Annotated in this window: 21 protein-coding genes; 10 read left to right on the plus strand and 11 right to left on the minus strand. The window is 64.0% G+C overall.

Annotation, left to right across the window (positions count from 1 at the left end; all coding sequences use genetic code 11):
- Window positions 1–5: 5 nt before the first annotated feature.
- Entirely contained in the window at window positions 6–374 is a 369-nt protein-coding gene (locus ACO07D_RS13220) for a MerR family transcriptional regulator (protein ID WP_421703415.1), read from the minus strand.
- Window positions 375–429: 55 nt separating this feature from the next.
- On the minus strand, window positions 430–1563 hold the full coding sequence (locus tag ACO07D_RS13225; RefSeq protein WP_421703416.1) for a putative manganese transporter: 1134 nt from the start codon (window positions 1561–1563) through the stop codon (window positions 430–432).
- A gap of 107 nt (window positions 1564–1670) precedes the next feature.
- Between ACO07D_RS13225 and ACO07D_RS13230 the strand changes: the two genes are divergently transcribed.
- From ACO07D_RS13230 to ACO07D_RS13240, 3 genes are read left to right on the plus strand one after another with little or no spacing between them, the layout of a single operon-like run.
- Window positions 1671–2135 carry a PaaI family thioesterase gene (locus ACO07D_RS13230; RefSeq protein ID WP_421703417.1) on the plus strand — a complete coding sequence of 155 codons (465 nt, stop codon included), beginning with the start codon at window positions 1671–1673 and terminating at the stop codon, window positions 2133–2135.
- A complete protein-coding gene (locus ACO07D_RS13235) occupies window positions 2132–2641 on the plus strand; it encodes a PaaI family thioesterase (RefSeq protein ID WP_421703418.1) in 510 nt (169 codons plus the stop codon). The genes ACO07D_RS13230 and ACO07D_RS13235 overlap by 4 nt, the downstream gene beginning before the upstream one ends.
- Window positions 2634–3953 (plus strand): MATE family efflux transporter, encoded by a 1320-nt coding sequence (locus tag ACO07D_RS13240; RefSeq protein ID WP_421703419.1) that lies wholly within the window; start codon window positions 2634–2636, stop codon window positions 3951–3953. Before ACO07D_RS13235 ends, ACO07D_RS13240 begins: the two co-directional genes overlap by 8 nt.
- Here ACO07D_RS13240 and arsC read toward each other — a convergent pair.
- From arsC to ACO07D_RS13255, 3 genes are read right to left on the minus strand one after another with little or no spacing between them, the layout of a single operon-like run.
- On the minus strand, window positions 3950–4288 hold the full coding sequence (gene arsC, locus ACO07D_RS13245) for an arsenate reductase (glutaredoxin) (RefSeq protein ID WP_421705032.1): 339 nt from the start codon (window positions 4286–4288) through the stop codon (window positions 3950–3952). The two genes, ACO07D_RS13240 and arsC, sit on opposite strands and share 4 nt — an antisense overlap.
- A 2-nt stretch (window positions 4289–4290) precedes the next feature.
- A complete protein-coding gene (locus tag ACO07D_RS13250; protein ID WP_421703420.1) occupies window positions 4291–5355 on the minus strand; it encodes a quinone-dependent dihydroorotate dehydrogenase in 1065 nt (354 codons plus the stop codon).
- On the minus strand, window positions 5352–5690 hold the full coding sequence (locus tag ACO07D_RS13255) for a DUF952 domain-containing protein (protein ID WP_421703421.1): 339 nt from the start codon (window positions 5688–5690) through the stop codon (window positions 5352–5354). Before ACO07D_RS13255 ends, ACO07D_RS13250 begins: the two co-directional genes overlap by 4 nt.
- 165 nt (window positions 5691–5855) lie before the next feature.
- Between ACO07D_RS13255 and ACO07D_RS13260 the strand changes: the two genes are divergently transcribed.
- The 4 genes from ACO07D_RS13260 (at window position 5856) to ACO07D_RS13275 (ending at window position 10745) form a co-directional block, all read left to right on the plus strand.
- A complete protein-coding gene (locus ACO07D_RS13260; protein WP_421703422.1) occupies window positions 5856–7430 on the plus strand; it encodes a bifunctional metallophosphatase/5'-nucleotidase in 1575 nt (524 codons plus the stop codon).
- A gap of 91 nt (window positions 7431–7521) precedes the next feature.
- Window positions 7522–7827 carry a DUF1992 domain-containing protein gene (locus ACO07D_RS13265; protein WP_421703423.1) on the plus strand — a complete coding sequence of 102 codons (306 nt, stop codon included), beginning with the start codon at window positions 7522–7524 and terminating at the stop codon, window positions 7825–7827.
- A 131-nt stretch (window positions 7828–7958) separates the two neighbouring features.
- Complete coding sequence (locus ACO07D_RS13270; RefSeq protein ID WP_421703424.1) at window positions 7959–9209, plus strand: malonyl-CoA decarboxylase; 1251 nt, start codon at window positions 7959–7961, stop codon at window positions 9207–9209.
- A gap of 12 nt (window positions 9210–9221) precedes the next feature.
- Complete coding sequence (locus tag ACO07D_RS13275; RefSeq protein ID WP_421703425.1) at window positions 9222–10745, plus strand: malonate--CoA ligase; 1524 nt, start codon at window positions 9222–9224, stop codon at window positions 10743–10745.
- Window positions 10746–10947: 202 nt separating this feature from the next.
- Here the strand turns inward: ACO07D_RS13275 and ACO07D_RS13280 are convergent, their stop codons facing one another.
- The 6 genes from ACO07D_RS13280 to ACO07D_RS13305 form a co-directional block, all read right to left on the minus strand.
- A complete protein-coding gene (locus ACO07D_RS13280; protein ID WP_421703426.1) occupies window positions 10948–12264 on the minus strand; it encodes an FAD-dependent oxidoreductase in 1317 nt (438 codons plus the stop codon).
- Entirely contained in the window at window positions 12261–13607 is a 1347-nt protein-coding gene (locus ACO07D_RS13285) for a glutamine synthetase family protein (protein ID WP_421703427.1), read from the minus strand. Before ACO07D_RS13285 ends, ACO07D_RS13280 begins: the two co-directional genes overlap by 4 nt.
- The gene (locus ACO07D_RS13290) at window positions 13607–14416 is read right to left on the minus strand and encodes an ABC transporter permease subunit (RefSeq protein WP_421703428.1); all 810 of its coding nucleotides are present in this window, start codon (window positions 14414–14416) and stop codon (window positions 13607–13609) included. The genes ACO07D_RS13285 and ACO07D_RS13290 overlap by 1 nt, the downstream gene beginning before the upstream one ends.
- Entirely contained in the window at window positions 14413–15303 is an 891-nt protein-coding gene (locus ACO07D_RS13295; RefSeq protein ID WP_421703429.1) for an ABC transporter permease subunit, read from the minus strand. The genes ACO07D_RS13290 and ACO07D_RS13295 overlap by 4 nt, the downstream gene beginning before the upstream one ends.
- Entirely contained in the window at window positions 15303–16442 is a 1140-nt protein-coding gene (locus ACO07D_RS13300; RefSeq protein ID WP_421703430.1) for an ABC transporter ATP-binding protein, read from the minus strand. Before ACO07D_RS13300 ends, ACO07D_RS13295 begins: the two co-directional genes overlap by 1 nt.
- 72 nt (window positions 16443–16514) lie before the next feature.
- Window positions 16515–17600, minus strand: a complete 1086-nt coding sequence (locus ACO07D_RS13305) for a polyamine ABC transporter substrate-binding protein (RefSeq protein WP_421703431.1) — start codon at window positions 17598–17600, stop codon at window positions 16515–16517.
- A 168-nt stretch (window positions 17601–17768) separates the two neighbouring features.
- Here ACO07D_RS13305 and ACO07D_RS13310 point away from each other — a divergent pair, with 168 nt between their 5' ends.
- The 3 genes from ACO07D_RS13310 (at window position 17769) to ACO07D_RS13320 (ending at window position 21220) form a co-directional block, all read left to right on the plus strand.
- Window positions 17769–18428 carry a GntR family transcriptional regulator gene (locus ACO07D_RS13310; protein ID WP_421703432.1) on the plus strand — a complete coding sequence of 220 codons (660 nt, stop codon included), beginning with the start codon at window positions 17769–17771 and terminating at the stop codon, window positions 18426–18428.
- Window positions 18429–18514: 86 nt separating this feature from the next.
- Window positions 18515–19915: an aspartate aminotransferase family protein gene (locus tag ACO07D_RS13315; protein ID WP_421703433.1), complete on the plus strand. Its 1401-nt coding sequence runs from the start codon at window positions 18515–18517 to the stop codon at window positions 19913–19915.
- A 3-nt stretch (window positions 19916–19918) separates the two neighbouring features.
- Window positions 19919–21220, plus strand: a complete 1302-nt coding sequence (locus tag ACO07D_RS13320) for an NAD(P)/FAD-dependent oxidoreductase (RefSeq protein ID WP_421703434.1) — start codon at window positions 19919–19921, stop codon at window positions 21218–21220.
- Window positions 21221–21266: the final 46 nt, after the last annotated feature.

The raw sequence follows: 21266 nt of genomic DNA on the forward strand, positions 1-21266 counted from the left end.
GTGGATCAGCTCAGTTCGTTGGCCACATCGTCGCGCAGTTTCTGCAGGTCGGTGATCGACTCGACCAGCTCTTCCTGCTGCTTGCGTAGGGCGAGCAGTTGCCGATCGGCCAGCTCCACCCAGGCCTGCATCTGCGCTTCGGTGCCTTGCTCGTCATAGATCAGGAGCCACTGGCGCAGCTCTTCCAGCGAAAACCCGAAACGCCGTCCGCGCAGGATCAGCGTCATGCGCGCGACCTCACGCGGGGTGTAGAACCGCGAGCGGCCTTCCTTTTCCGGGCTCAGAAGCTCGATATACTCGTAATATCTGAGCGTGCGCGGGGTCACGTCGAACTTGGCGCACATTTCCTTGAAGGTCAGGCGGTCCTCGGACATGTCTTCTCCCCGGTCTTTCGTCTTGCCGCGAAGGTAATCCGCCTGAGCGCAGGATTCAATTCATGAAACCGGGTGCGAGGAAATGGAAGGCATAGGCGACGATCAGGGCGGGCAGGGCGGAATAGACGGTGGCGACCACAGCCGCGCGCGGGTTCAAGGCAATTGCCGGGAACAGGGCGTCTCCGTCGTTCGAGATCGCATTGCCCATCACCGCGGCGAAGGGGATCACGCCGTTGATGTAGAGCGTGGTCACCAGCACCTGCGGGCCGCAGCCGGGGATGAAGCCGACCAGCACGCCCATCAGCGGCAGAAGCGGCGCGACCGATTGGAACAACAGCCCGATGTCGAGCCCGCCGAACTCTGCCACATAGTCATAGGCCAGGTAGGCGCCGATCACCCAGACCGAGATAAAGCTGGTCTCTTCCGCCATGCGCGTCACCGGCGCGTCCTGGGTGTTGGTCATCGCCGTCAGGATCGAGGTGGACCAGATGAACAGGCCCAGGAAGGTGCCGGCCAAGGCGATCGGCAGGATCGGAACGCCTGCGACATGGCTGACCTCGATCTGCGCCAGCTGTGCGCCGCCGACGATCAGGCCGGGCACGACCAGGGCCAGATAGGCCCAGTCGGTGAGGCGGATGCGGCCGAGGCGGGGCGCGATCTCGCAAGAGCTTTGGGTCACGGTGCGGTATTCGTGGCTGTGGAACTTGTCGACGATCCAGCCCGACAGGATGCCAACCACGAAGGACAGGGGCAGAACAATAGCGGCCGCATCGGGGCGCGTGGCGATCAGCAGGAAAGCCGCATCGCCCATGGTGGCCGTCAGCGTCGCCACCACGGCGCCGAAGCCGACATTGCCCGAGCTATAGGCCGCGACAACCACGACCGCGCCGCCGCAGCCGGGCGTGGCGCCCAGAAGCGCGGCCAGCGGCACCTGCGCGCCACGCGCATTTTTCAGCGCCGTGCCGATGTCGAAGTTGAACAGGCGTTCCGCGCCATAGAACAGCATCAGCGTGGCAGCGACGAATACGGACACCTGAACATAGGCGTCCACCATCAGCGAACGCGTCAGCTCTCCCAGCGCGCCGGGCCAGGCGGCCAGCGCTGCCAGGATCAGCATCACGGCAAGGCGATTGGGCCTGAATATACCCCAGCGCTCGGCGGGGACGGGGACGGTGGTGCTATCGGTCATGGCGTCCTGCAATTGCGAATTATTCTCAATTGCAGAAAATACCACTTGCCCAGACTTATGCAAGCAAGAATAAATCGCGGGGATGAAGACGGAAGGAAAGCGCGGCCATGACCAAGCTCCCCCCTGAAAAGAAAGCAGAAATCGCCAAGAGATTTACCGAGGCGATCCCCCATTGCAAGGCTTTGGGCATGGAACTGACGCAGATCGGCGATGGCGAAGCCCTCATCGAAATGCCCTATGATGAGCGATTCATCGGTGATCCGCGCACCGGGGTGATCCATGGCGGGGCGGTCTCGGCGCTGCTGGATACCTGCTGTGGCGCCTCGGTCATGAGTCACCCGCAGGCCCCCGCGATCACCGCCACCATCGACCTGCGGATCGACTATATGCGCCCCGCCACGCCGGGGCAGAGGATCCGCGCCCATGCGACCTGCTACCGGGTGACAAAATCCGTGGCCTTCGTGCGCGCCGTGGCGATGGATGATGACGAGGATCGCCCGGTTGCCACGGCTGCCGGCACCTTTACCGCCGACCATGCGCCCGGCCGCAAATCCAGTGAGGCCCTGTCATGAGTCGTCCCAGACCAGAACCCGTACACGTAGTTCAAAAACGCCGCGACGCCGCCCTGCGTGCGCTGGTGCACGGTGTCCCCTATGTCGAGTTTCTTGGCATTGAGTTCGACCGGCGAGGCGATGAACTAACCGCGCTGCTGCCCTTTTCCGACAAGCTGATCGGCAACCCGATGCTGCCGGCCATCCATGGCGGTGTCACGGCGGCATTCCTGGAGACCTCGGCGATCATCGAGCTGGGCTGGTCGATCCTCTGGGACCAGATCGAAAGCGGTCAAGTCGACCCCGAGGAACTCACCCCGGGTCAGTTGCCACAGTTCCCCAAGACCATCGGCTTTACGGTGGATTACCTGCGCTCCGGCCTGCCGCGCACGGCCTATGCAAGGGCGCGGGTGGTGCGCTCCGGGCGGCGCTATGCTTCCGTGCATGTCGAGGCCTGGCAGGACAAGCGCGACCGGCTCTTCGCCCAGGCAACGGGGCATTTTCTGATGCCGATGTTCGATGAGTGAAAGTTTCGCCGGTAGTTTGACCCATTCTAGGGTTCTGAAGATCGCAATTCCCATCGTCCTGGCCAATGCCACCGTGCCGATCTTAGGCGCGGTGGACACCGGCGTTGTCGGCCAGATGCAGGCAGCCGCGCCCATCGGCGCAGTCGGGATCGGGGCAATCATTCTCACCGCAATCTACTGGATCTTCGGCTTTCTGCGCATGGGCACGACCGGGCTGACCGCCCAGGCGTTGGGGGCTGGCGACAAGGGCGAGGTCGCTGCGCTGCTGACGCGGTCCCTGCTGATCGGGTTGGCAGGCGGGTTGTTGATGATCGCCTTGCAGGTTCCTCTGTTCTTCGGTGCCTTCCTGGTTGCACCTGCCTCGCCCGAGGTCGAAAGCCTGGCGCGCGACTACATGGCGATCCGGGTCTGGTCTGCGCCGGGCGCGATCGGGCTTTACGGCATTACCGGCTGGCTAATCGCGCGCGAACGCACTCGGGCGGTGCTGATCCTGCAACTCTGGATGAACGGGCTGAATATTACGCTGGATCTGTGGTTCGTGCTGGGGCTGGCTTGGGGCGTGAACGGGGTGGCCTTGGCGACCCTCCTGGCGGAATGGAGCGGTTTTTCCCTGGGCCTCTGGCTTTGTCGTGACGCCTTCCGCCGCCCCGAATGGCGTGACTGGGCGCGGGTGTTCGACCGGGTGATCCTGAAGCGCATGGCGGTGGTGAACGGTGACATCATGGCCCGCAGCGCAATGTTGCAGACTCTGTTCGTGAGCTTCCTGTTCTATGGCGCGAACTATGGTGACGTCACTTTGGCAGCCAATCAGATTCTACTGCAATTCCTGCATATTACCGCCTATGCCATGGACGGTTTCGCCTTCGGGGCCGAGGCCCTGGTGGGTCAGGCGCTGGGGGCACGCAATCGCGTCGGTCTGCGCCGCGCCGCTGTCCTGTCGAGCTTCTGGGGTGGGGTGATCGTACTGGTTCTGGCCGCTGTTTTTGCCTTGTGCGGCGGGATGATTATCGACCTGATGACAAATGCACCGGACGTGCGGGTCGAGGCGCGGGCCTACCTGATCTGGATGGCGCTGGCCCCGCTGATCGGCTGGGCGGCCTGGATGCTGGACGGTATTTTCATCGGCGCCACCCGCACCCGCGACCTGCGCAACATGATGGCGCTGTCCTTCGCCGTCTATCTGGTCGCGCTGGCGGTCTGCCTGCCGCTCTGGGGCAATCACGGGCTTTGGCTCGCACTGTTAATCAGCTTCGTGGCGCGAGGCGTGACACTGGCGTCCAAATACCCCGCGCTGGAGGCGCAGGCGGGTTAGAACAGCTCCAGCACGCTTTCCGGTGGGCGTCCGATGCGTGCGGAGCCGTCCTTGATGACGATGGGGCGCTCGATCAGGATCGGATGCGCGGCCATGGCGGCGATCAGGGTCGCCTCGTCGCTGTCCCGGCTCAGGCCCTGCTCCTTGAACAGTTTCTCGCCGGTGCGCATCATCTCTATGGGTGCCTTGCCCAACGCAGCCAAAGCCGCGCGGATGTCGGCCTCGGTAGGCGCTTCCTCCAGATACTTGCGCACCTCGGGCGCGTGCCCTTTTTCTTCAAGCAGCGCCAGGGTCTGGCGCGATTTGGAACAGCGCGGGTTGTGCCAGATGATCAGGCTCACAGCCACTCCTCCCGTCCGGTGCCGACCGCGTCCGAGACATGGGCGAACCCGTCGCGCGCCAGCAGGTCGTCAAGGCCCAAGGCGATCTCCTCGACCAGCGACAGCCCCTTGTAGGCCAGCGCGGAATAGAGCTGCACCACATGGGCGCCCGCGCGGATCTTCTGATAGGCCTCATCGGCCGATCCAATGCCGCCCACGCCGACCAGGGGCATTTCCCCATCGGTCAACTGGCTCAGACGGGCCAACACGCGTGTGGACTTTTCGAACAATGGCGCGCCGGATAGGCCGCCAGCCTCGCCCATGCTTGCACTTTTCAAACCTTCGCGGCCCAAAGTGGTGTTCGTGGCGATAATGGCGTCGATCTTGACCTCCATCGCCACCTCAGCCACTTCGGCAAGCTCCTGATCGCTCAGATCCGGGGCGATCTTGAGGAAGATCGGAGTGTATTTGCCCAGAGTGTCACGCACCTCCAGCACCCCGGTCAGAAGCGCACGCAGCGCTTCGGCACCTTGCAGGTCGCGCAGCTTTTCCGTGTTGGGCGACGAGACATTCACCGTCGCGAAATCCACAAGCGGCCCGCAGGTCGCCAGCACCTTGGCAAAATCCGCCGCGCGGTCTTCGCTGTCCTTGTTGGCACCCAGGTTCAGACCCACGGGCACCGGGCGGCGGCGTGAGCGGCGGGTAAGGCGGGCCGCTGCGGCCTCCATGCCCTCGTTGTTGAACCCATAGCGGTTGATCACCGCCTGGTCCTCTGTCAGGCGAAACAGGCGCGGTTTCGGGTTGCCCGGCTGAGCGCGCGGGGTGACAGCGCCCACTTCGACAAAACCGAAGCCCGCCTGCGTCAGCGCATCCACCACCTGGGCGTTCTTGTCATAGCCGGCGGCGAGGCCAACGGGATTGGTCAATTCCATCCCGCAGAACTTGGTCTTCAGCCGGTCAGTGCTGATGAGGCCGGACAGGGGCACAACCCCCATCTTCATCGCGGTCAGCGCGAGCATGTGCGCGCGCTCCGGATCGACCTGGTGCAGCGCCTTGAGCGCGATCTTCTCGATCAGGTTCATTCCATGTCCTCCGGAAATTCATGGCCGGCAGAGCCCAGCGGTAGGGGGCGGTGCCACAGCAGGTCTTCCATGCGCAAGGGTCTGTAAAGATGTGGAAAAAGCGCACCGCCGCGCGACGGTTCCCATTTCAGAGAGTCGCCCAGTGTGTCTGCGTCGAGCGCCAGAAGCATCAGCCCCTCTTCGCCCGCGAAGTGTTTCGCGGCCGTTTCGGCTGCTTGGCCCGCGGTTGAGAAATGCACAAACCCATCGGCCAGGTCGACAGGGGCGCCCAGCGTCTTGCCCGCCGCCTGAAAGGCCGCCCATTCGTCGGCTCGGAAGATCTTGTAAACCAGCATGAGGCCGACATGCCGCGAAGGGCGCGCGAGGTCAAGATGACACTGTCACGCGGGACTGCGCGGCCGGGCGCGATCTGGCTGACCCTAGGGCAATCAACGTCAGGTTTTGACACTGCCGACGACTCGCGCCACTCTGACCACAAGATCAAAAATCAGGGGGTTACCATGATGAAACATGTTCTGACTTCGGTGGCGGCACTCGCCCTCACCAGCGGCATGGCGATGGCGGACTACACGCTGCACGTGCTCCATATCAACGACCTGCACAGCCGGATCGAGTCGGTGAACAAATACGACTCGACCTGTGGTGCGGATGACGAGGCCGAGGGCAAATGCTTCGGCGGCGTCGCCCGGCTGAAGACCCTGCTGGACGCCAAGCGCGCAGAGTTGGCGGGCCAGAATGTTATCGTTCTGGACGCGGGCGACCAGTTCCAGGGCTCGCTGATGTACACGACCTACAAGGGTGCGGTTGAGGCCGAGTTCATGGAAGCCATCGGCTTTGACGTCATGGCCGTGGGCAACCACGAGTTCGACGATGGTCCCCAGGGTCTGGCCGATTTCCTGGACAAGGTCAGCTTCCCGGTGATCTCGGGCAACCTGGATCTGTCGGCGTCGAACCTGCTGAATGGCCGCGTGGGCAATCATGTGGTGCTTGAGGTTGGTGGTGAAAGGATCGGCATCATCTCGGCGCTGGCGACGGATACGGTCGAAACCTCTTCGCCCGGCCCGAACGTGGTGTTCCAGGACGAGGTGGACAGCCTGTCGGCGGATGTGGCCGCTCTGGAAGCTGAAGGCGTGACCAAGATCATCGCGCTCACGCATGTGGGTCTGCCGAAGGATCTGGTAATCGCTGAAAACGTGCCCGGACTGGATGCGGTGGTGGGCGGTCACTCGCACACCAAGTTCTCGAACACTGAAGAGGGCGCGCAGCCCTATCCGACCATGGTAGGCAATGTGCCGGTCGTGCAGGCCTATGCCTATTCGAAATATCTGGGCCACCTGGTTCTGACCTTCGATGACGCGGGGAACCTGACCGGCGCCAGCGGCGATACGATCCTGATCGACGCCTCGGTCGAGCCGGACGCCGATATTGCCGCGCGTGTGGCAGAGCTGGCAGGTCCCATCGAAGAGTTGAAGAACCGGGTGGTCGCAGAGGCCTCCGAGGCGATCGACGGTGAGCGTGGGTCGTGCCGCGCCATGGAATGCACCATGGGCAATATCATCGCTGACGCCATGCTGGCGCGGGTCAAGGATCAGGGCATCCAGATCGCCATCCAGAACGGCGGCGGCATTCGTGCGTCGATCGACGCGGGCGATGTGACCATGGGCGAGGTTCTGACAGTGCTGCCGTTCCAGAACACCCTGTCGACCTTCGAAGTGACTGGCGCGGTCGTGCTGGAAGCTCTGGAGAACGGTGTCAGCGAGCATGAGGACGGCGCGGGTCGCTTCCCACAGGTGGCGGGCATGAAATACACCTTCGACGTGTCGCAGCCTGCCGGTTCGCGGATTTCGGACGTGTTGGTCATGGACGGCGGCGAATGGGTCGCCATCGACCCGGCCAAGACCTATGGCGTGGTGTCCAACAACTACGTGCGCAATGGCGGCGACGGCTACAAGATGTTCCGTGACGCGCAGAACGCCTATGACTTCGGCCCCGACCTGGCGGATGTGACGGCGGAATACATGGCGGGCATGGGCCCGGTCATGCCGAAGCTGGACGGGCGCATCACCGCAAAGTAAGGCGGTGCTTGTCGCCGCGAGTTTGGTGCACCTTGACGATCTGGGCCCCTGCCGGAAAACTGGCGGGGGCCTTTTCTATTGCGAGGGACGGATGGACCACCCGCTGATCGACCTCATCAACCAGAAGATCCGCGCCGCCGAAGCGGCGGGCGAGTTTGACAACCTGGAAGGGGCAGGCAAGCCTCTGCCCAAGGTAGACGACCCGGAGAACGCGCTGATCAACCGGCTGATCAAGGAGAACGGCGCGGTGCCGGAATTCGTGACGCTCTCGCGGGAGCTGGAACGGCTGCGCGCCGAGCTGCGCGAGACCGGGGATCGCACAAAACGGCGCGAGATCATGAAGGAAATGTCGATGATGGACGCCAAGATCGAGTTGGCACGCAAGGCGCATCGCTGATCTCCCCTTGATGCCAATGGACGCATATGCGGCACCCGATCGCGGGACTGTCGCACGGGTCAGCCGTTGCACCCGGCCCGCGACTTGTTAGACTGGAACGGAGCAGTGGGAGAAGGGGCAAGGAAGGAACAATGGCCGAACGCAGCACCCTGTCACACCTGTTGGGGCGCATTGCCCGGGTCGGCCGGGGTCAGGGCACCGCGCGCGATCCCCTGACCCTGTGTGAAGAGCTGTTGGGCGACAAGGGCGAAGTGTCGGGCCTCGCCGCCGCGATGGAGATCCTTGACGGGGCGGAGGCGTTGAACAATGGCGAGCTGGCGGAGTTCTTCGAGGCCTTGGCCGACCGGTTCTGCGTCGATCACAAGGCGCTGGCAAAGGCCGTGGCGGACTGGGACGGCGAAAGCGGTGAGGGCGCGCGCGCCATTCACGACATCAGCGAGCCGCGCAGCCAGGAGCTGATCCGCCGCATTAACCGCGCGCCCGGCGCCACCGCGCGTCTGGTGGCCCTGCGCGCCAAGCTGGTGCAGCACGTCCGCGCCAACTCGGCGCTGCGCGGGCTGGATGGCGATTTCCTGCACCTTTTCTCGAGCTGGTTCAACCGCGGGTTCCTGGAGCTGCGCCATGTCGATTGGCAAAGCCCGGCGGAAGTGCTGGAAAAGATCATCTCCTACGAGGCGGTGCATGAGATCACCGGCTGGGACGACCTGCGCCAGCGGGTGGCGGACCCGGACCGGCGGCTGTTTGCCTTCTTTCACCCGGCCATGCCGGACGACCCGCTGATCTTTGTCGAAGTGGCGCTGATGGCCGAGATCCCCGGCGCGATCGGCGAGATCATCAACGGCACGCGCGAGGCTATCGACCCGGAGGCGGCGAAGGTCGCGGTGTTCTATTCGATTTCGAACTGCCAGGCGGGGCTGCGCGGCATCTCCTTCGGCAACTTCCTGATCAAACAGGTGGTGGCCGAGCTGCAGGCGGAACTGCCGGGGCTGTCCGCCTTCGTCACGCTCAGCCCGGTGCCGGGTCTGCGCCGCTGGGCCATGGCCGGGGGGGAAGGGCTGCTCGATGACACCGGCTGGATGCCCGAGGACGGCGTGCCCGACGAGGCGCTGACCGCGCGCATTGCCGCGCGCTACCTGACCGGGGCGCGCCGCCCCATGGGCACCGCCTTCGACCCGGTGGCGCATTTCCACCTGGGCAATGGCGCGCAGCTTCATGCGGTGCACGCGGGCGCCGACCCGTCGGATACGGGGCGAGGAAATTCCTGGGGGGTCATGGTGAATTATCTCTATGATCTCAGCAAGATAGAGGCCAATCACCAGGCCTATGCCAATGAGGGTGAGATTGCCGCTGCGCCCAAGGTGCGCACGCTGGCACGCAAGTAAGGGACAACAAACATGTATGCACAGAACCACCTGGCCCACGCCATTTCGCGGGCCTCGGACGGGCGCGGGGAGGCGCTGTTCCTGACCCGCCACCCGGATGGTGCCGAGGTGACCTATGCGGAGTTCTGGGCGGGTGCCGAACGCATGGCGGCGGTGCTGGTGGCGGCGGGAGTGACCCCCGGCGACCGGGTCGCGGTGCAGGCGCCCAAGACGGTGGCGATGCTGGAGCTCTACGTCGGGTGTGTGCTGGCAGGCGGCGTCTTCCTACCGCTCAACACCGCCTATACGCCTGCTGAGGTCGCCTATTTCCTGGGGGATGCCAGCCCGCGAGTCTTTGTCTGTGATCCCGGCAAATTGGACGCGCTGACCCCTATCGCGGATGAGGCGGGTGTGGCGAATGTCTTTACCCTCGGGGCGGGTGAAGTGGGCTCGCTTGTCGACGCCCAAGCCGGGGCGGAATCCGGGTTCACTGCCGTTGCGCGCGGCGCGGAAGACCTGGCCGCGATCCTTTACACATCAGGAACGACGGGGCGCTCCAAGGGGGCGATGCTGACTCACCGGGCGCTGGCCTCCAACTCCGATGTGCTGCGCGATTACTGGCGCTTCACGGCACAGGACGTACTGATCCACGCGTTGCCGATCTTCCACACGCACGGGCTGTTCGTCGCCACCAATGTGACCCTGATGGCGGGCGGATCCTGCATCTTCCTGCCCGGTTTCGATGCCGAGGCAGTGATGGGCTACATGCCGCGTGCAACGGCGATGATGGGCGTGCCGACCTTCTATACCCGCCTGTTGGACCAGGAGGGGCTGGGGGAGGCCGCGCAGAACATGCGCCTCTTCGTGTCGGGCTCCGCGCCTCTGTTGGCTGAGACCCATGATCGCTGGCGCGCGGTGACCGGCCATGCGATCCTGGAGCGTTACGGCATGACGGAAACCAACATGAACACCTCGAACCCCTACGACGGCGACCGCCGCGCGGGCACCGTGGGCTTTCCGCTGCCGGGGGTCGAGCTGAAGATCTGTGACCCGGAGACCGGTGAGGAGCTGGCGCAGGGCGAGATCGGCGTGATCGAGGTGCGTGGGCCGAATGTCTTCGCCGGGTACTGGCAGATGCCCGAGAAAACCGCCGAAGAGCTGCGCGTGGATGGTTGGTTTATCACCGGCGACCTGGGGATGGTCGACGCAGATGGCTATGTGACCATCGTCGGGCGCGGCAAGGACCTGATCATCACCGGGGGTTTCAATGTCTACCCGAAGGAGGTCGAGGGCGTGATCGACGCTCTGCCCGGTGTGTTGGAAAGCGCGGTGATCGGCGTGCCGCACAGGGATTTCGGCGAGGGGGTTGTTGCCGTGGTCGTGCCCGAGAAGGAGGCGGAGGTGACGCCGGAGGCAGTGACCTCGGGCGTTGCGGATCAGCTGGCGAAGTTCAAGCAGCCCAAGGCGGTGGTCGTTTTGCCCGAACTGCCGCGCAATACGATGGGCAAGGTGCAGAAGAACGTGCTGCGTGAGGAATATGCGGGGCTTCTGTCCTGAGGGATTGCGCCCTTTCCTCATGCGCCTGCGGCGCAATCGTCAAGGTCGCGGCAGGGGCCTCGCTGCGCTCGGCCCCCTTTTAGCGTGACGTGAGGCTGTTCCCAATGTCCTGGGTCGCACGGATGTGAGGTTGGAACGGGGCGCTGCCCCGGCGGCAGCAAGCTGCCGCTCCCCGGGATATTTTTGGAAAGATAAAGGGGGCTTAGAGCCGATCCTTAAGCTGGTAGCCCCAATAGGCCGCGCGCAGGAGCAGGCGGCGGGCCGGGCCAAGCGGAATACGTGCAAGCGGGCTTGCATGGATGGCACCTGCGTCGCCGCGTCCCAGCGCCATGTCGGCGAGCCGTGCGCCGGTCCAGGTGCCCATGGCGACGCCGTTGCCGTGATAGCCGAGCCCGGCCCAGGCATTCGGCCAGTCGCCGAGCGGTCCGCCGTAGGGGGTAAGGCTGCGGGTCAGGCAGACGAGGCCGGACCAGAAATTCGGGGTTTCCACATCTGTCCAGGCGGGGAACATACGGGCGAGATCGGCGCGTGTCCTGGCGCGCATGGCCTCCTGGCCATCGGGCGTAGCGGTCACATTTCCGCGTGTTCCGATCAGGAAACGCCCGTCAGGCAGCAGCCGGAAATAGTGCAAGAGATTGCGCGAGTCATAAGCCATCAGGTCGGTGGTCCACCCCTGGGCGGTTCTCTCGTCCTCGGTGAGGGGCCGTGTGACCAGGATGTTGGACTGCACGGGCAGGTAACGTGCGGAAAGCCAGTCGGGCAGGTCGTCGGAGCTGTAGCCATTGGTGGCGAGGATCAGTTTCTGCGCCGTGACCGTGCCGGTCGGGGTCTCCAGCCGGTAGCCTTGCGTAAGCGGCGTGATCTGCGTCACCGGGCTCTGCGCACGAATGTCGGCGCCCGCCTTCTGCGCCGCAAGGGCCAGCCCATGCGCATAGAGCGCCGGGTTCAGTGCAAAGCCCAGCTTCAGGTGCATGGCGCCGTGGAACTCGGCCCCTGCCATGCCCCGGTCGGCCAGGGCGGTTTTGGGGATGATCTCGGCTGCCACGCCCATGGATTGCCAGTCGGCCGCTTCGGCCTGCAGGTCCTTCATGCGGGAGGGGAGGTGGGCCAGCTGAACCTCGCCGTCCGAGTGGGTTTCCGCGTCGATTCCATGCGCATCAAGCAGGTCTGCGACCAGCTCCACCGCGGCGCGTTCAGCGGCGTAATAGGCGCGGGTGGCGGCTTCACCATGGTGTTTACTCATGGTTTCGGGCGACATTTTCGCCCCGCCTGCGCAGCAGAACCCGCCATTGCGCCCCGAGGCGCCCCAGCCGGGGCGTTCAGCGTCCAGAACCGTGACCTGCGCCCCGGCCTGGGCCAGATGCAACGCGGCAGACAGGCCGGTGTAGCCTGCGCCGATCACCGCGACCTCGGTCGTCAGATCACCATCAACCTGCGGCCAGTCTTGGTCGGGCAGGCACCAGAAGCATTCGGACCTAGCGTCCGCGGAATAGGCATATGGCTCGTAGATACGCTTCACAACCGACCTAGGTAGGTACGGTATTCCACCTGGCTGATCTCATTGGCCAGCTTGACGATCTCGTCATGGCGCACGGCGGCATAGACGTCGCGGTAGCGGGCGCCGAGAAGGCCTTCGATGAAGGGGCTGGCCTCGAATGCTTCGACCGCCTGGCGCCAGGTCGCGGTCAGGCGCTGGGCGCGCACCGCATCCGGGTCATCCAGAGGAAGGGGCAGGTCGGGCGTCGTGTCGAGCCCGTGCAGCATGCCCCCCAGGATTGCCGCGATTGCCAGATAGGGGTTGGCATCGGCACCGGAGATCCGATGTTCAAGCCGAGCAGCCGGGCCCTTGGTCTCCGGCAAGCGTACCCCGGCGGCGCGGTTGTCAAAGCCCCAGTCGGGGGCCGAAGGCGCGAAACTCATCGGCTGGAAGCGGCGATAGGAGTTCATGTGTGGGGCAAACAACGCCTGCGCCTCACGCATGGTGCTCAGCACCCCGCCCACGGCGGCCTTCAGCGTGTCCGACACACCTTCACCATCATGGTCGAAGATGTTCTTGCCGTCCGCATCCACCACCGAAACATGGGCGTGCAACCCGTTGCCCGGGAAACCCGCATATGGTTTGGGCATGAAGGTCGCCTCCATCCCATGCGCCCGGGCCACGCCACGCACCAGGCGGCGGAACAAAAGCGCGGTGTCGGCGGCATCCATCACGTCATCGGTGTGGTGGAAGTTGATCTCAAACTGGCCCGGCCCGTATTCGGCAATCAGCGTGTCGGTGGCCAGCCCCTGCACGGCTGCCGCGTCCAGGATCGCATCCAGAATGCCCTGGGTGCGCTCCAGCACCTCAAGGTCATAGTTCTGCGCCATGGGCGAGCGGTCGGGTGGCTCGGGCGCCGCGTCCAGATCGCTGCGCGGCTTGAACAGGTAGAATTCCAGTTCGGTCGCCAGCACCGGGTTCAGCCCCCGGTCAGCAAAGCGTTTGACCACGTTTGCCAATTGTACGCGCGGGGACAACTGGCTGACCTCGCCGGTGTCCGGGTCCAGCATCTCGACCTGGACCTGGGCCACGTGGCCGTCCGCCCAGGGCACCGGTTTTAGCGTGCCGGGAATGGGTATGATGCGCCCGTCCGGATCGCCGACGATGATGCCCAACCCGGTGGCCTCGACCTCTTCGCCCAGGATGTTGGGCGCATAGGTCGAATGGGGCAGGCGCACGCCGCCCTCGGCCAGTTTCTTTTCGTCGTTGCCCGGCAGCCACTTGCCGCGCAGCACCGCGTTCACGTCACAGAGCATCAGCTCCAGCCGGTCGGGACGCCCGTGCCTGTCGCAATAGGCGGCGTATTCTTGCAAGAAATCGGACATCAGTTGGCTTCCTGTTCGTCCCTCTGGCGCTGTGCGATGGCGCGTTTGGACATGAGCGATGTTGTGATCACGCCGACGGCGACGATCGAGATCAGGATGGTCGAGAGCGCGTTGATCTCGGGCGAGACCCCAAGGCGCACGGCCGAGAAGATCTTGATCGGCAGGGTGGTGGCGCTGGGGCCGGCCGTAAACGACGCGATGACGAGGTCGTCGAGCGAAAGGGTAAAGGCCAGGAGCCAGCCGGAGATCACGGCGGGTGCGATGATCGGCAACGTCACCAGGCGGAAGGCGTGGAACGGGGTCGCGCCGAGGTCCAATGCTGCCTCTTCCAGTGAGCGGTCGAAGGTGACCAGGCGCGAGCTGACCACGACCGAGACGTAGCACATGGAAAAGGTCGTATGCGCCAAGACGATGGTGGTGATCGACCGGTCCAGCCCGATGGCGATGAACAGCAGGAGCAGAGACAGGCCAGTGATCACCTCGGGCATCACAAGCGGCGCGTAGATCATGCCGGAAAACAACGTGCGCCCGGCAAAGCGCCCGCCGCGCACCATGGTGTAGGCGGCCATGGTGCCCAGAACGGTGGCGAAGGTCGATGACAGGACCGCGACCTTCAGCGTGTTCAGGGCCGCGTCCAGGAAGGCCTCGTTTCGGAACAGCTCGCCATACCATTTGGTCGAGAAGCCCGCCCAGACCGTAACCAGCTTGCCACCGTTGAACGAATAGACGATCAGGATCAGCATCGGGATGTAAAGGAAGGCGAAGCCCAGGGTCAGGCTGACGGTGTTGAACCAGCTCAGGCGTCTCATTGCTCGGCCTCCCTCTGTTTCTCCTCATTGCGCTGGAACAGCACGATGGGAATGATCAAGAGAAGCAGCAGGATCACGGCCACGGCGGAGGCCACCGGCCAGTCGCGGTTCGAGAAGAACTCCTCCCACAGCACCTTGCCGATCATCAGCGTCTCGGACCCGCCCAGAAGAGCCGGGATAACGAACTCACCCATGGCCGGAATGAAGACCAGGAAGCTGCCCGCGATGATGCCCTGTTTCGACAGGGGCAGGGTGACCAACCAGAAGGCGGTGAAGCGCGAGCAGCCCAGGTCTTCGGCGGCTTCCAGCAGGCTTTCGTCCAGCCGTTCAAGGGCTGCGTAGATCGGCAGCACCATGAAGGGCAGGTAGGTATAGACGATGCCGATATAGACGGCGGTGTTTGTGTTGAGGATGGTCAAGGGCTCGTTCAGCACGCCAATGCCCATCAATAGCTGATTGAGCAGCCCCTCCTGGCTCAGGATCGCCTTCCACGCATAGACGCGGATCAGGAAGGAGGTCCAGAACGGCAGGATTACCAACATCATCAGGGTCGGGCGCCATTCATCCGGCGCGCGGGTCATAGCATAGGCGATCGGGTAACCGACGATCAACGTCATGATGGTCGAGACGATCGCGATTTTCAGGCTCGACAGGTAGGCTTTCCAATAGAGGCTGTCTTCGGCAAGGAACCAGAAGTTCTCCAGGTCCAGCTGCGAGGCCCAGTCGGTTATCCCCTCCCACCCCTGGGACAGATCCAGCTGCGGCGTATAGGGTGGGATCGACAGTTCGATGTCCGACAGGCTGATCTTGAGCACGATCAGGAAGGGCACCAGAAACAGCGCCAGAAGCCAGGCGTAGGGAACTGAAATCAGGGCAAAACGGCGCATCAGTCCACCAGCACGGCACCGGCCGTGTCCGTGAAGCTCAGCCAGACCTCGTCTTCCCAGGTAAAGGTCCGCCGCGCTACGCGGCGGGTATTGGCGGTCTGGGCCTTGATGATCTGCCCATTGGCCAGCTCGACGTGATAGGTCGAGATATTGCCCAGGTAGGCGATGTCATGGACCTTGCCGCGGATCGCGTTGTTGCGGTCGGCGGGCTTGTCCGGCGTGATCGTCACCTTCTCGGGCCGGATTGCCAGGGCGACCTCGGTGCCCTCGGCCAGGTTGCGTTGCGTCGCGGCCCAGAGCGGCGATTGGCCTTCGGCGAAATGGATATGCACATGATCGGCATCGGCCCGCGTGGCCTTGCCGCGAATGATGTTCACGTCACCCAGGAAGTCGGCGACATAGACCGAGTTGGGCTCTTCATAGATGCGGTCGGGCGTATCGACCTGGACGATCTTGCCGTGGTCCATGACCGCCACGCGGGATGACACCGTCATCGCCTCCTCCTGGTCATGGGTTACGATGACAAAGGTGGTGCCGGTGGTTTCCTGAATGTCCATCAGCTCGAACTGGGTTTCCTGACGCAGCTTCTTGTCGAGCGCGCCCAGGGGTTCGTCCAGCAGCAGCAGTTTCGGCGCCTTGGCAAGGCTGCGTGCGAGCGCCACGCGCTGGCGCTGGCCGCCGGAAATCTGGTGCGGCTTGCGCTGGGCGAACTGGCCCAGTTGCACCAGGCGCAGCATTTCCTCGACGCGGTTGCCGATCTTGTCCTTGTCCATGCCCTCGCGCTTGAGGCCGAAGGCGATGTTGTCCCAGACCGACAGATGCGGAAACAGCGCGTAGCTTTGGAACATCATGTTCACCGCGCGCTTGTTGGGCGGCACGGGCGCAATGTCCTGCCCGTCTAGCAGGATCGTGCCCTCGGTCGGGCTTTCGAACCCGGCCAGCATGCGCATCATCGTGGTCTTGCCGCAGCCCGACGGGCCCAGCAGCGAGAAGAATTCTTTTTCGTGGATATCGAGCGTCAGATCGTCGATCGCGGTGAAGTCGCCGAAGCGCTTGGTCACGTTCTTGAACTGGATGATCGGTTTCGCTTCCGGGTCGCTCCACGGGGCAAAAACCTGCTGTTCGGCGGCATCGGCCATCGTCACCTTCCTTCGCGCATGTCTGGGATGGAAAACGCCCCCCGAAAGGCCAGCTTGCGGGGGGCGAACGGCTCAGGTGCCCGATTTGATCCGGGTCCACATGCGGGTCACGACCCGCTGGACCTTCGCCGGATAGGGCGTGGTGGTGTAAAGCGTCTCCATCGCCTCGGGGGTCGGGTAGATCGCCGGGTCGGTGATCACGTCCTCTTCCAGGTGGTCCTGCGAGGCCTTGTTGCCGTTGGCGTAGTAGACGTAGTTCGACGCCGCCGCCATGTTCTGGGCATCCATGATGAAGTTCAGGAAGGCATGCGCGCCCTCCGGGTTCGGCGCATCGACCGGGATCGCCATCTGGTCGAACCACATCAGCGAGCCTTCCTTGACGGCGTTATAGGCGATCTCGACCCCGTTTTCGGCCTCGTCGGCGCGGTCACGGGCCTGCAGCACGTCGCCGGACCAACCCACGGCCACGCAGATATCGCCATTGGCCAGCGCGTTGATGTATTCCGAGCTGTGGAACTTCTGCACATGCGGGCGCACGGCGGTCAGGATCGGTTCCGCCTTGGCGATCACGTCTGGGTCATGGCTGTCGGGATCCTCGCCCAGATAGGCCAGGGCGGCGGGGATCAGCTCGGTCGGGGCATCCAGGAAATGCACGCCGCAGCTCGCCAGTTTCTCCATATTGGCGGGGTCGAAGATCAGGGCCAGGCTGTCGATGGGCGCGTCTTCACCCAGAACTTCGGTGACCTTGGCCACGTTCACGCCGATGCCGGTAGAGCCCCACATGTAGTTGATCGAATAGGCGTTGTCCGGGTCATACTGCGCGGTGCGCGAGCTGATCGCGTCCCACATGTTGGCAATGTTGGGGAGCTTGGACATGTCGAGCTTCTGGAACGCGCCCGCGGTGATTTGGCGTTGCAGGAAGGTGCCGGTCGGCACCACCACGTCATAGCCCGACCCGCCGGCCAGCATCTTGGTTTCCAGTACTTCGTTCGAGTCGAACACGTCATAGATCAGGTCATAGCCGGTCTCGGCCTCGAACTTCTCCAAGAGGCCCTCGTCGATGTAATCCGACCAGTTGTAGACACGTACCTCTTCGGCCGTGGCCGCACCTGCGCCGAGGGCCAGCGCGACCCCCATGGTCACCCAAGTCTTGTTCATTCCAATTGCTCCCTGTTGTATCGGGGTCGCGCCCCGGATTGTGCGACATTTGATCAAAAAAACGCGCGCAAGGCAATATGGTAAAATTCGCCGCGTCGCGTTAGGCTGCAATTCGAGCTTATCCACGGTGCCGATTTTGGCAAAGAGATTGTGACAGGAGGCAGGGGCGTGCAGGGCAGGGCGGCGAAACTACCGGATCACGAGAAGGTCTATCGCAGGTTGCGCGAGATGATCCTGTATGGGGAGCTCACGCCGGGCCAGGCGGTGACTATCCAGGGGTTGGTTGAAACCCTGGGCGTGGGCATGACGCCGGTGCGCGAGGCGATCCGCCGACTGACATCGGAAGGGGCGCTGGTGTTCCAGGGAAACCGTCGGGTCAGCGTGCCGGAAATGGACGCCGAAGAATGGGAAGAGATCGCCTTCGCCCGGCTGTCCATCGAACCGGAACTGTCCCGTTTAGCTGTTGAAAACATGGGGGCGGAGGACATTACGCGCCTTGTTTCCATCGACGATCAGCTCAATGCGGCGATCGACCGGGGGGATGTGCGCGGCTACCTCGAACACAACTACCGTTTCCACCGCGCTCTCTATGAGTTGTCGGGTGCGCATGTGCTTCTGTCCATCGCCAACATGCTTTGGCTGCGGGGCGGGCCGGGTCTGCGTGTGGTGCTGGGGCGCTATGGCACCGCCAACCTGCCCGACAAGCATGCCGAGGCCCTGGCGGGCATGCGTGCGGGTCAGCCCGAGGTGGTGGCAGAAGCGATCCGCGGCGACATCCAGCAGGGAATCGACACGGTGCGCGTCCACCTTCTTGGCGAAAAGGTTTGATCAAAACACAGGCACTCCATTGACAGCACATTTTTTGATCATATTCTGTGCGGGACTTCGAATTCGGCCCCACAGGAGTGCCTGCCATGAACAAGATCACGAATCACCTGCCCACCGCCGAGCTTCAGGCAATCGATGCGGCCCACCATATGCATCCGTTCACGGCGGGCGGCGAGCTGGCCCAGAAGGGTGCGCGCGTCATCACCGGCGCCGATGGGGTGTGGCTGCGCGACAGCGAGGGCAACCGGATCCTCGACGCCATGGCGGGCCTGTGGTGCGTGAACATCGGCTATGGCCGTGACAGCCTGGCCGACGTAGCCGCACGCCAGATGCGCGAGCTGCCCTATTACAACACCTTCTTCCAGACCACCCACGTGCCCGCCATCGCGCTGGCGCAAAAGCTGGCGGAACTGGCGCCGGGTGATCTGAACAACGTGTTCTACGCCAACGGCGGCTCGGACGCGAATGACACGAACATCCGCATGGTGCGCACCTATTGGGCCGAGAAGGGCCAGCCGCAGAAAGAGGTGATCATCTCGCGCTGGAACGCCTATCACGGCTCGACCATTGGCGGCACCTCGCTGGGCGGCATGAAGGGCATGCACGGCCAGGGTAGCCTGCCGATTCCGGGCATCGAGTTCATCGACCAGCCCAATTGGTGGGCCGAGGGCGGCGACATGTCCCCCGAGGACTTCGGCCTGGCCCGTGCGCAAGAGCTTGAGGCGAAAATCCTGGAACTTGGCGAGGACAAGGTTGCCGCCTTCATCGCCGAACCGGTGCAGGGCGCGGGCGGGGTGATCGTTGCCCCCGACACCTACTGGCCGGAAATCCAGCGTATTTGCGACAAGTATGACATCCTGCTGATCGCCGATGAGGTCATCTGCGGTTTCGGCCGCACCGGCGAATGGTTCGGCAGCCAGTATTACGACATCCGGCCCAATATCATGACCGTGGCCAAGGGGCTGAGCTCCGGCTATGCGCCGATTGGCGCCTCAATCGTGACGGACGAGGTCGCCGCCGTGCTGGCGGGCACGGAGTTCAACCACGGTTACACCTACTCCGGCCACCCGGTGGCCTGCGCCGTGGCGCTGGAAAACCTGCGCATCATGGAGGAGGAGGGCATTGTCGATCATGTGAAGAACGTGGCCGCGCCCTACCTGGCCGAGAAATGGCATGAGCTGGCCGACCACCCGATGGTGGGGGAAACCAAGATCGTCGGGCTGATGGCCTCGCTGGCACTGGTGCCGGAGAAGGGAAGCCGCGCGCCCTTCGCCTCGGCCCCCGGCACCGTGGGGTTCATGACCCGCGAACGCTGTTTCGCCAACAACCTGATCATGCGCCACGTCGGCGACCGGATGATCATCGCGCCGCCTCTTGTCATTACGCCCGCCGAGATCGACGAGCTGATCGCCCGCGCCCGCACATCGCTGGACGAGGCCTATGAAAACGTCAAGAACGCCGGGTTACTGGTCGCCAAGGCGGGGTGAAACATGGATATCCTGACCGCGAATGACCGGGTGGGGGAGTTCCCCCATTCCTGGTACGCCGCGACAGCCACGCCGCCGGAGCCTTTCCCGGCGGCGGAGGGCGCGATGCAGGCGGACCTTTGCATCATTGGCGCCGGATTTACCGGGCTGTCGGCGGCGCTGCACGCTGCCCAATCCGGGCTGAAGGTCGTGTTGCTGGAGGCCCACCGTGTGGGCTTCGGCGCCTCCGGGCGCAATGGCGGTCAGGTCGGCACTGGTCAGCGTTTGGAACAGGACGAGCTGGAGGAGATGGTCGGTCGCGACCGTGCCCGGCAGCTCTGGGACCTGTCGCTGGAAAGCGTGCAGCTGGTGCGTGCTCTGGTGGCGCAACACGCGCCCGAGGCCGATTGGCAGGACGGCATCCTTCATGCCGATCACCGTGAGAGATTCGTGCCGCATAGCCATGATTATGCGAAGAAATTACAGGACGAGTACGGTTACGACCTGATCCGAGCGGTCGACCGCGATGAGATCCGGCATCTCTGCGGCTCGCCTGCCTATCACGGCGGCACGTTGGACATGGGCGGCGGCCACATCCACCCGCTGCGCTTCGCCTTCGGACTGGCGCGGGCTTGCGCGGCAGCTGGGGTGACGATCTGCGAAACTTCCCGCGTCACCGGCGTGACCGAGGGCGACCCGGTCACCGTGACCACCGAAAAGGCCACGATCAAGGCGGGCCATGTGCTCTGGGCCTGCAACGGCTACCTGGGCCACGCCCAGGGTCAGGTCGCCGCGCGGGTCATGCCGATCAACAATTTCATCATCGCCACCGAACCGCTGGACCCGCATGACGCGGAAAACCTCATTCGCGGCAGCCACGCGGTGGCCGACAGCAAGTTTGTCATCAACTACTTCCGCCTGTCCGAGGACAACCGCATGCTCTTCGGCGGGGCGGAAAGCTATGGCTATCGTTTCCCCAAGGACATCATGGCGCTGGTGTCGAAACCGATGCTGGAGATCTACCCCCAGCTCAATGGGGTCGAGATCGACTATGCCTGGGGCGGCACGCTGGGCATTACCATGAATCGCATGCCGCATTTTGCGCGGCTGGCGGGCAATATCCTGACCGCCTCGGGCTATTCCGGCCACGGGGTGGCGATGGCAACCCTGGGCGGTAAGCTCGCCGCCGAAGCCGTGGCGGGGCAAGCGGGGCGGTTCGATATCATGGCCGATGTGCCCACCCCGCGTTTTCCCGGGGGCGCTGCCCTGCGCTGGCCGCTCTTGGTGCTGGCGATGGTCTGGTTCAGCCTGCGCGACAAACTGTAGCTCTTTCGCGCCCAACCACTTGACCGATGCTATTGTCCCCGCCGCG

The sequence above is a fragment of the Aliiroseovarius sp. genome (genome assembly GCF_965228805.1).
Classification (GTDB): Bacteria; Pseudomonadota; Alphaproteobacteria; order Rhodobacterales; family Rhodobacteraceae; genus JASBTN01.

Excerpts from the sequence above, each read along its gene's own strand:
- ACO07D_RS13300 (WP_421703430.1), bottom strand. The coding sequence starts at position 16,442 with ATGGCCGATGCCGCCGAACAGCAGGTTTTTGCCCCGTGGAGCGACCCG.
- ACO07D_RS13220 (WP_421703415.1), bottom strand. The coding sequence starts at position 374 with ATGTCCGAGGACCGCCTGACCTTCAAGGAAATGTGCGCCAAGTTCGAC.
- ACO07D_RS13230 (WP_421703417.1), top strand. The coding sequence starts at position 1,671 with ATGACCAAGCTCCCCCCTGAAAAGAAAGCAGAAATCGCCAAGAGATTT.
- ACO07D_RS13305 (WP_421703431.1), bottom strand. The coding sequence starts at position 17,600 with ATGAACAAGACTTGGGTGACCATGGGGGTCGCGCTGGCCCTCGGCGCA.
- ACO07D_RS13275 (WP_421703425.1), top strand. The coding sequence starts at position 9,222 with ATGTATGCACAGAACCACCTGGCCCACGCCATTTCGCGGGCCTCGGAC.
- ACO07D_RS13270 (WP_421703424.1), top strand. The coding sequence starts at position 7,959 with ATGGCCGAACGCAGCACCCTGTCACACCTGTTGGGGCGCATTGCCCGG.
- ACO07D_RS13240 (WP_421703419.1), top strand. The coding sequence starts at position 2,634 with ATGAGTGAAAGTTTCGCCGGTAGTTTGACCCATTCTAGGGTTCTGAAG.
- ACO07D_RS13265 (WP_421703423.1), top strand. The coding sequence starts at position 7,522 with ATGGACCACCCGCTGATCGACCTCATCAACCAGAAGATCCGCGCCGCC.
- ACO07D_RS13320 (WP_421703434.1), top strand. The coding sequence starts at position 19,919 with ATGGATATCCTGACCGCGAATGACCGGGTGGGGGAGTTCCCCCATTCC.
- ACO07D_RS13290 (WP_421703428.1), bottom strand. The coding sequence starts at position 14,416 with ATGAGACGCCTGAGCTGGTTCAACACCGTCAGCCTGACCCTGGGCTTC.
- ACO07D_RS13285 (WP_421703427.1), bottom strand. The coding sequence starts at position 13,607 with ATGTCCGATTTCTTGCAAGAATACGCCGCCTATTGCGACAGGCACGGG.
- ACO07D_RS13250 (WP_421703420.1), bottom strand. The coding sequence starts at position 5,355 with ATGAACCTGATCGAGAAGATCGCGCTCAAGGCGCTGCACCAGGTCGAT.
- ACO07D_RS13235 (WP_421703418.1), top strand. The coding sequence starts at position 2,132 with ATGAGTCGTCCCAGACCAGAACCCGTACACGTAGTTCAAAAACGCCGC.
- ACO07D_RS13260 (WP_421703422.1), top strand. The coding sequence starts at position 5,856 with ATGATGAAACATGTTCTGACTTCGGTGGCGGCACTCGCCCTCACCAGC.
- ACO07D_RS13225 (WP_421703416.1), bottom strand. The coding sequence starts at position 1,563 with ATGACCGATAGCACCACCGTCCCCGTCCCCGCCGAGCGCTGGGGTATA.
- ACO07D_RS13255 (WP_421703421.1), bottom strand. The coding sequence starts at position 5,690 with ATGCTGGTTTACAAGATCTTCCGAGCCGACGAATGGGCGGCCTTTCAG.
- ACO07D_RS13295 (WP_421703429.1), bottom strand. The coding sequence starts at position 15,303 with ATGCGCCGTTTTGCCCTGATTTCAGTTCCCTACGCCTGGCTTCTGGCG.
- ACO07D_RS13315 (WP_421703433.1), top strand. The coding sequence starts at position 18,515 with ATGAACAAGATCACGAATCACCTGCCCACCGCCGAGCTTCAGGCAATC.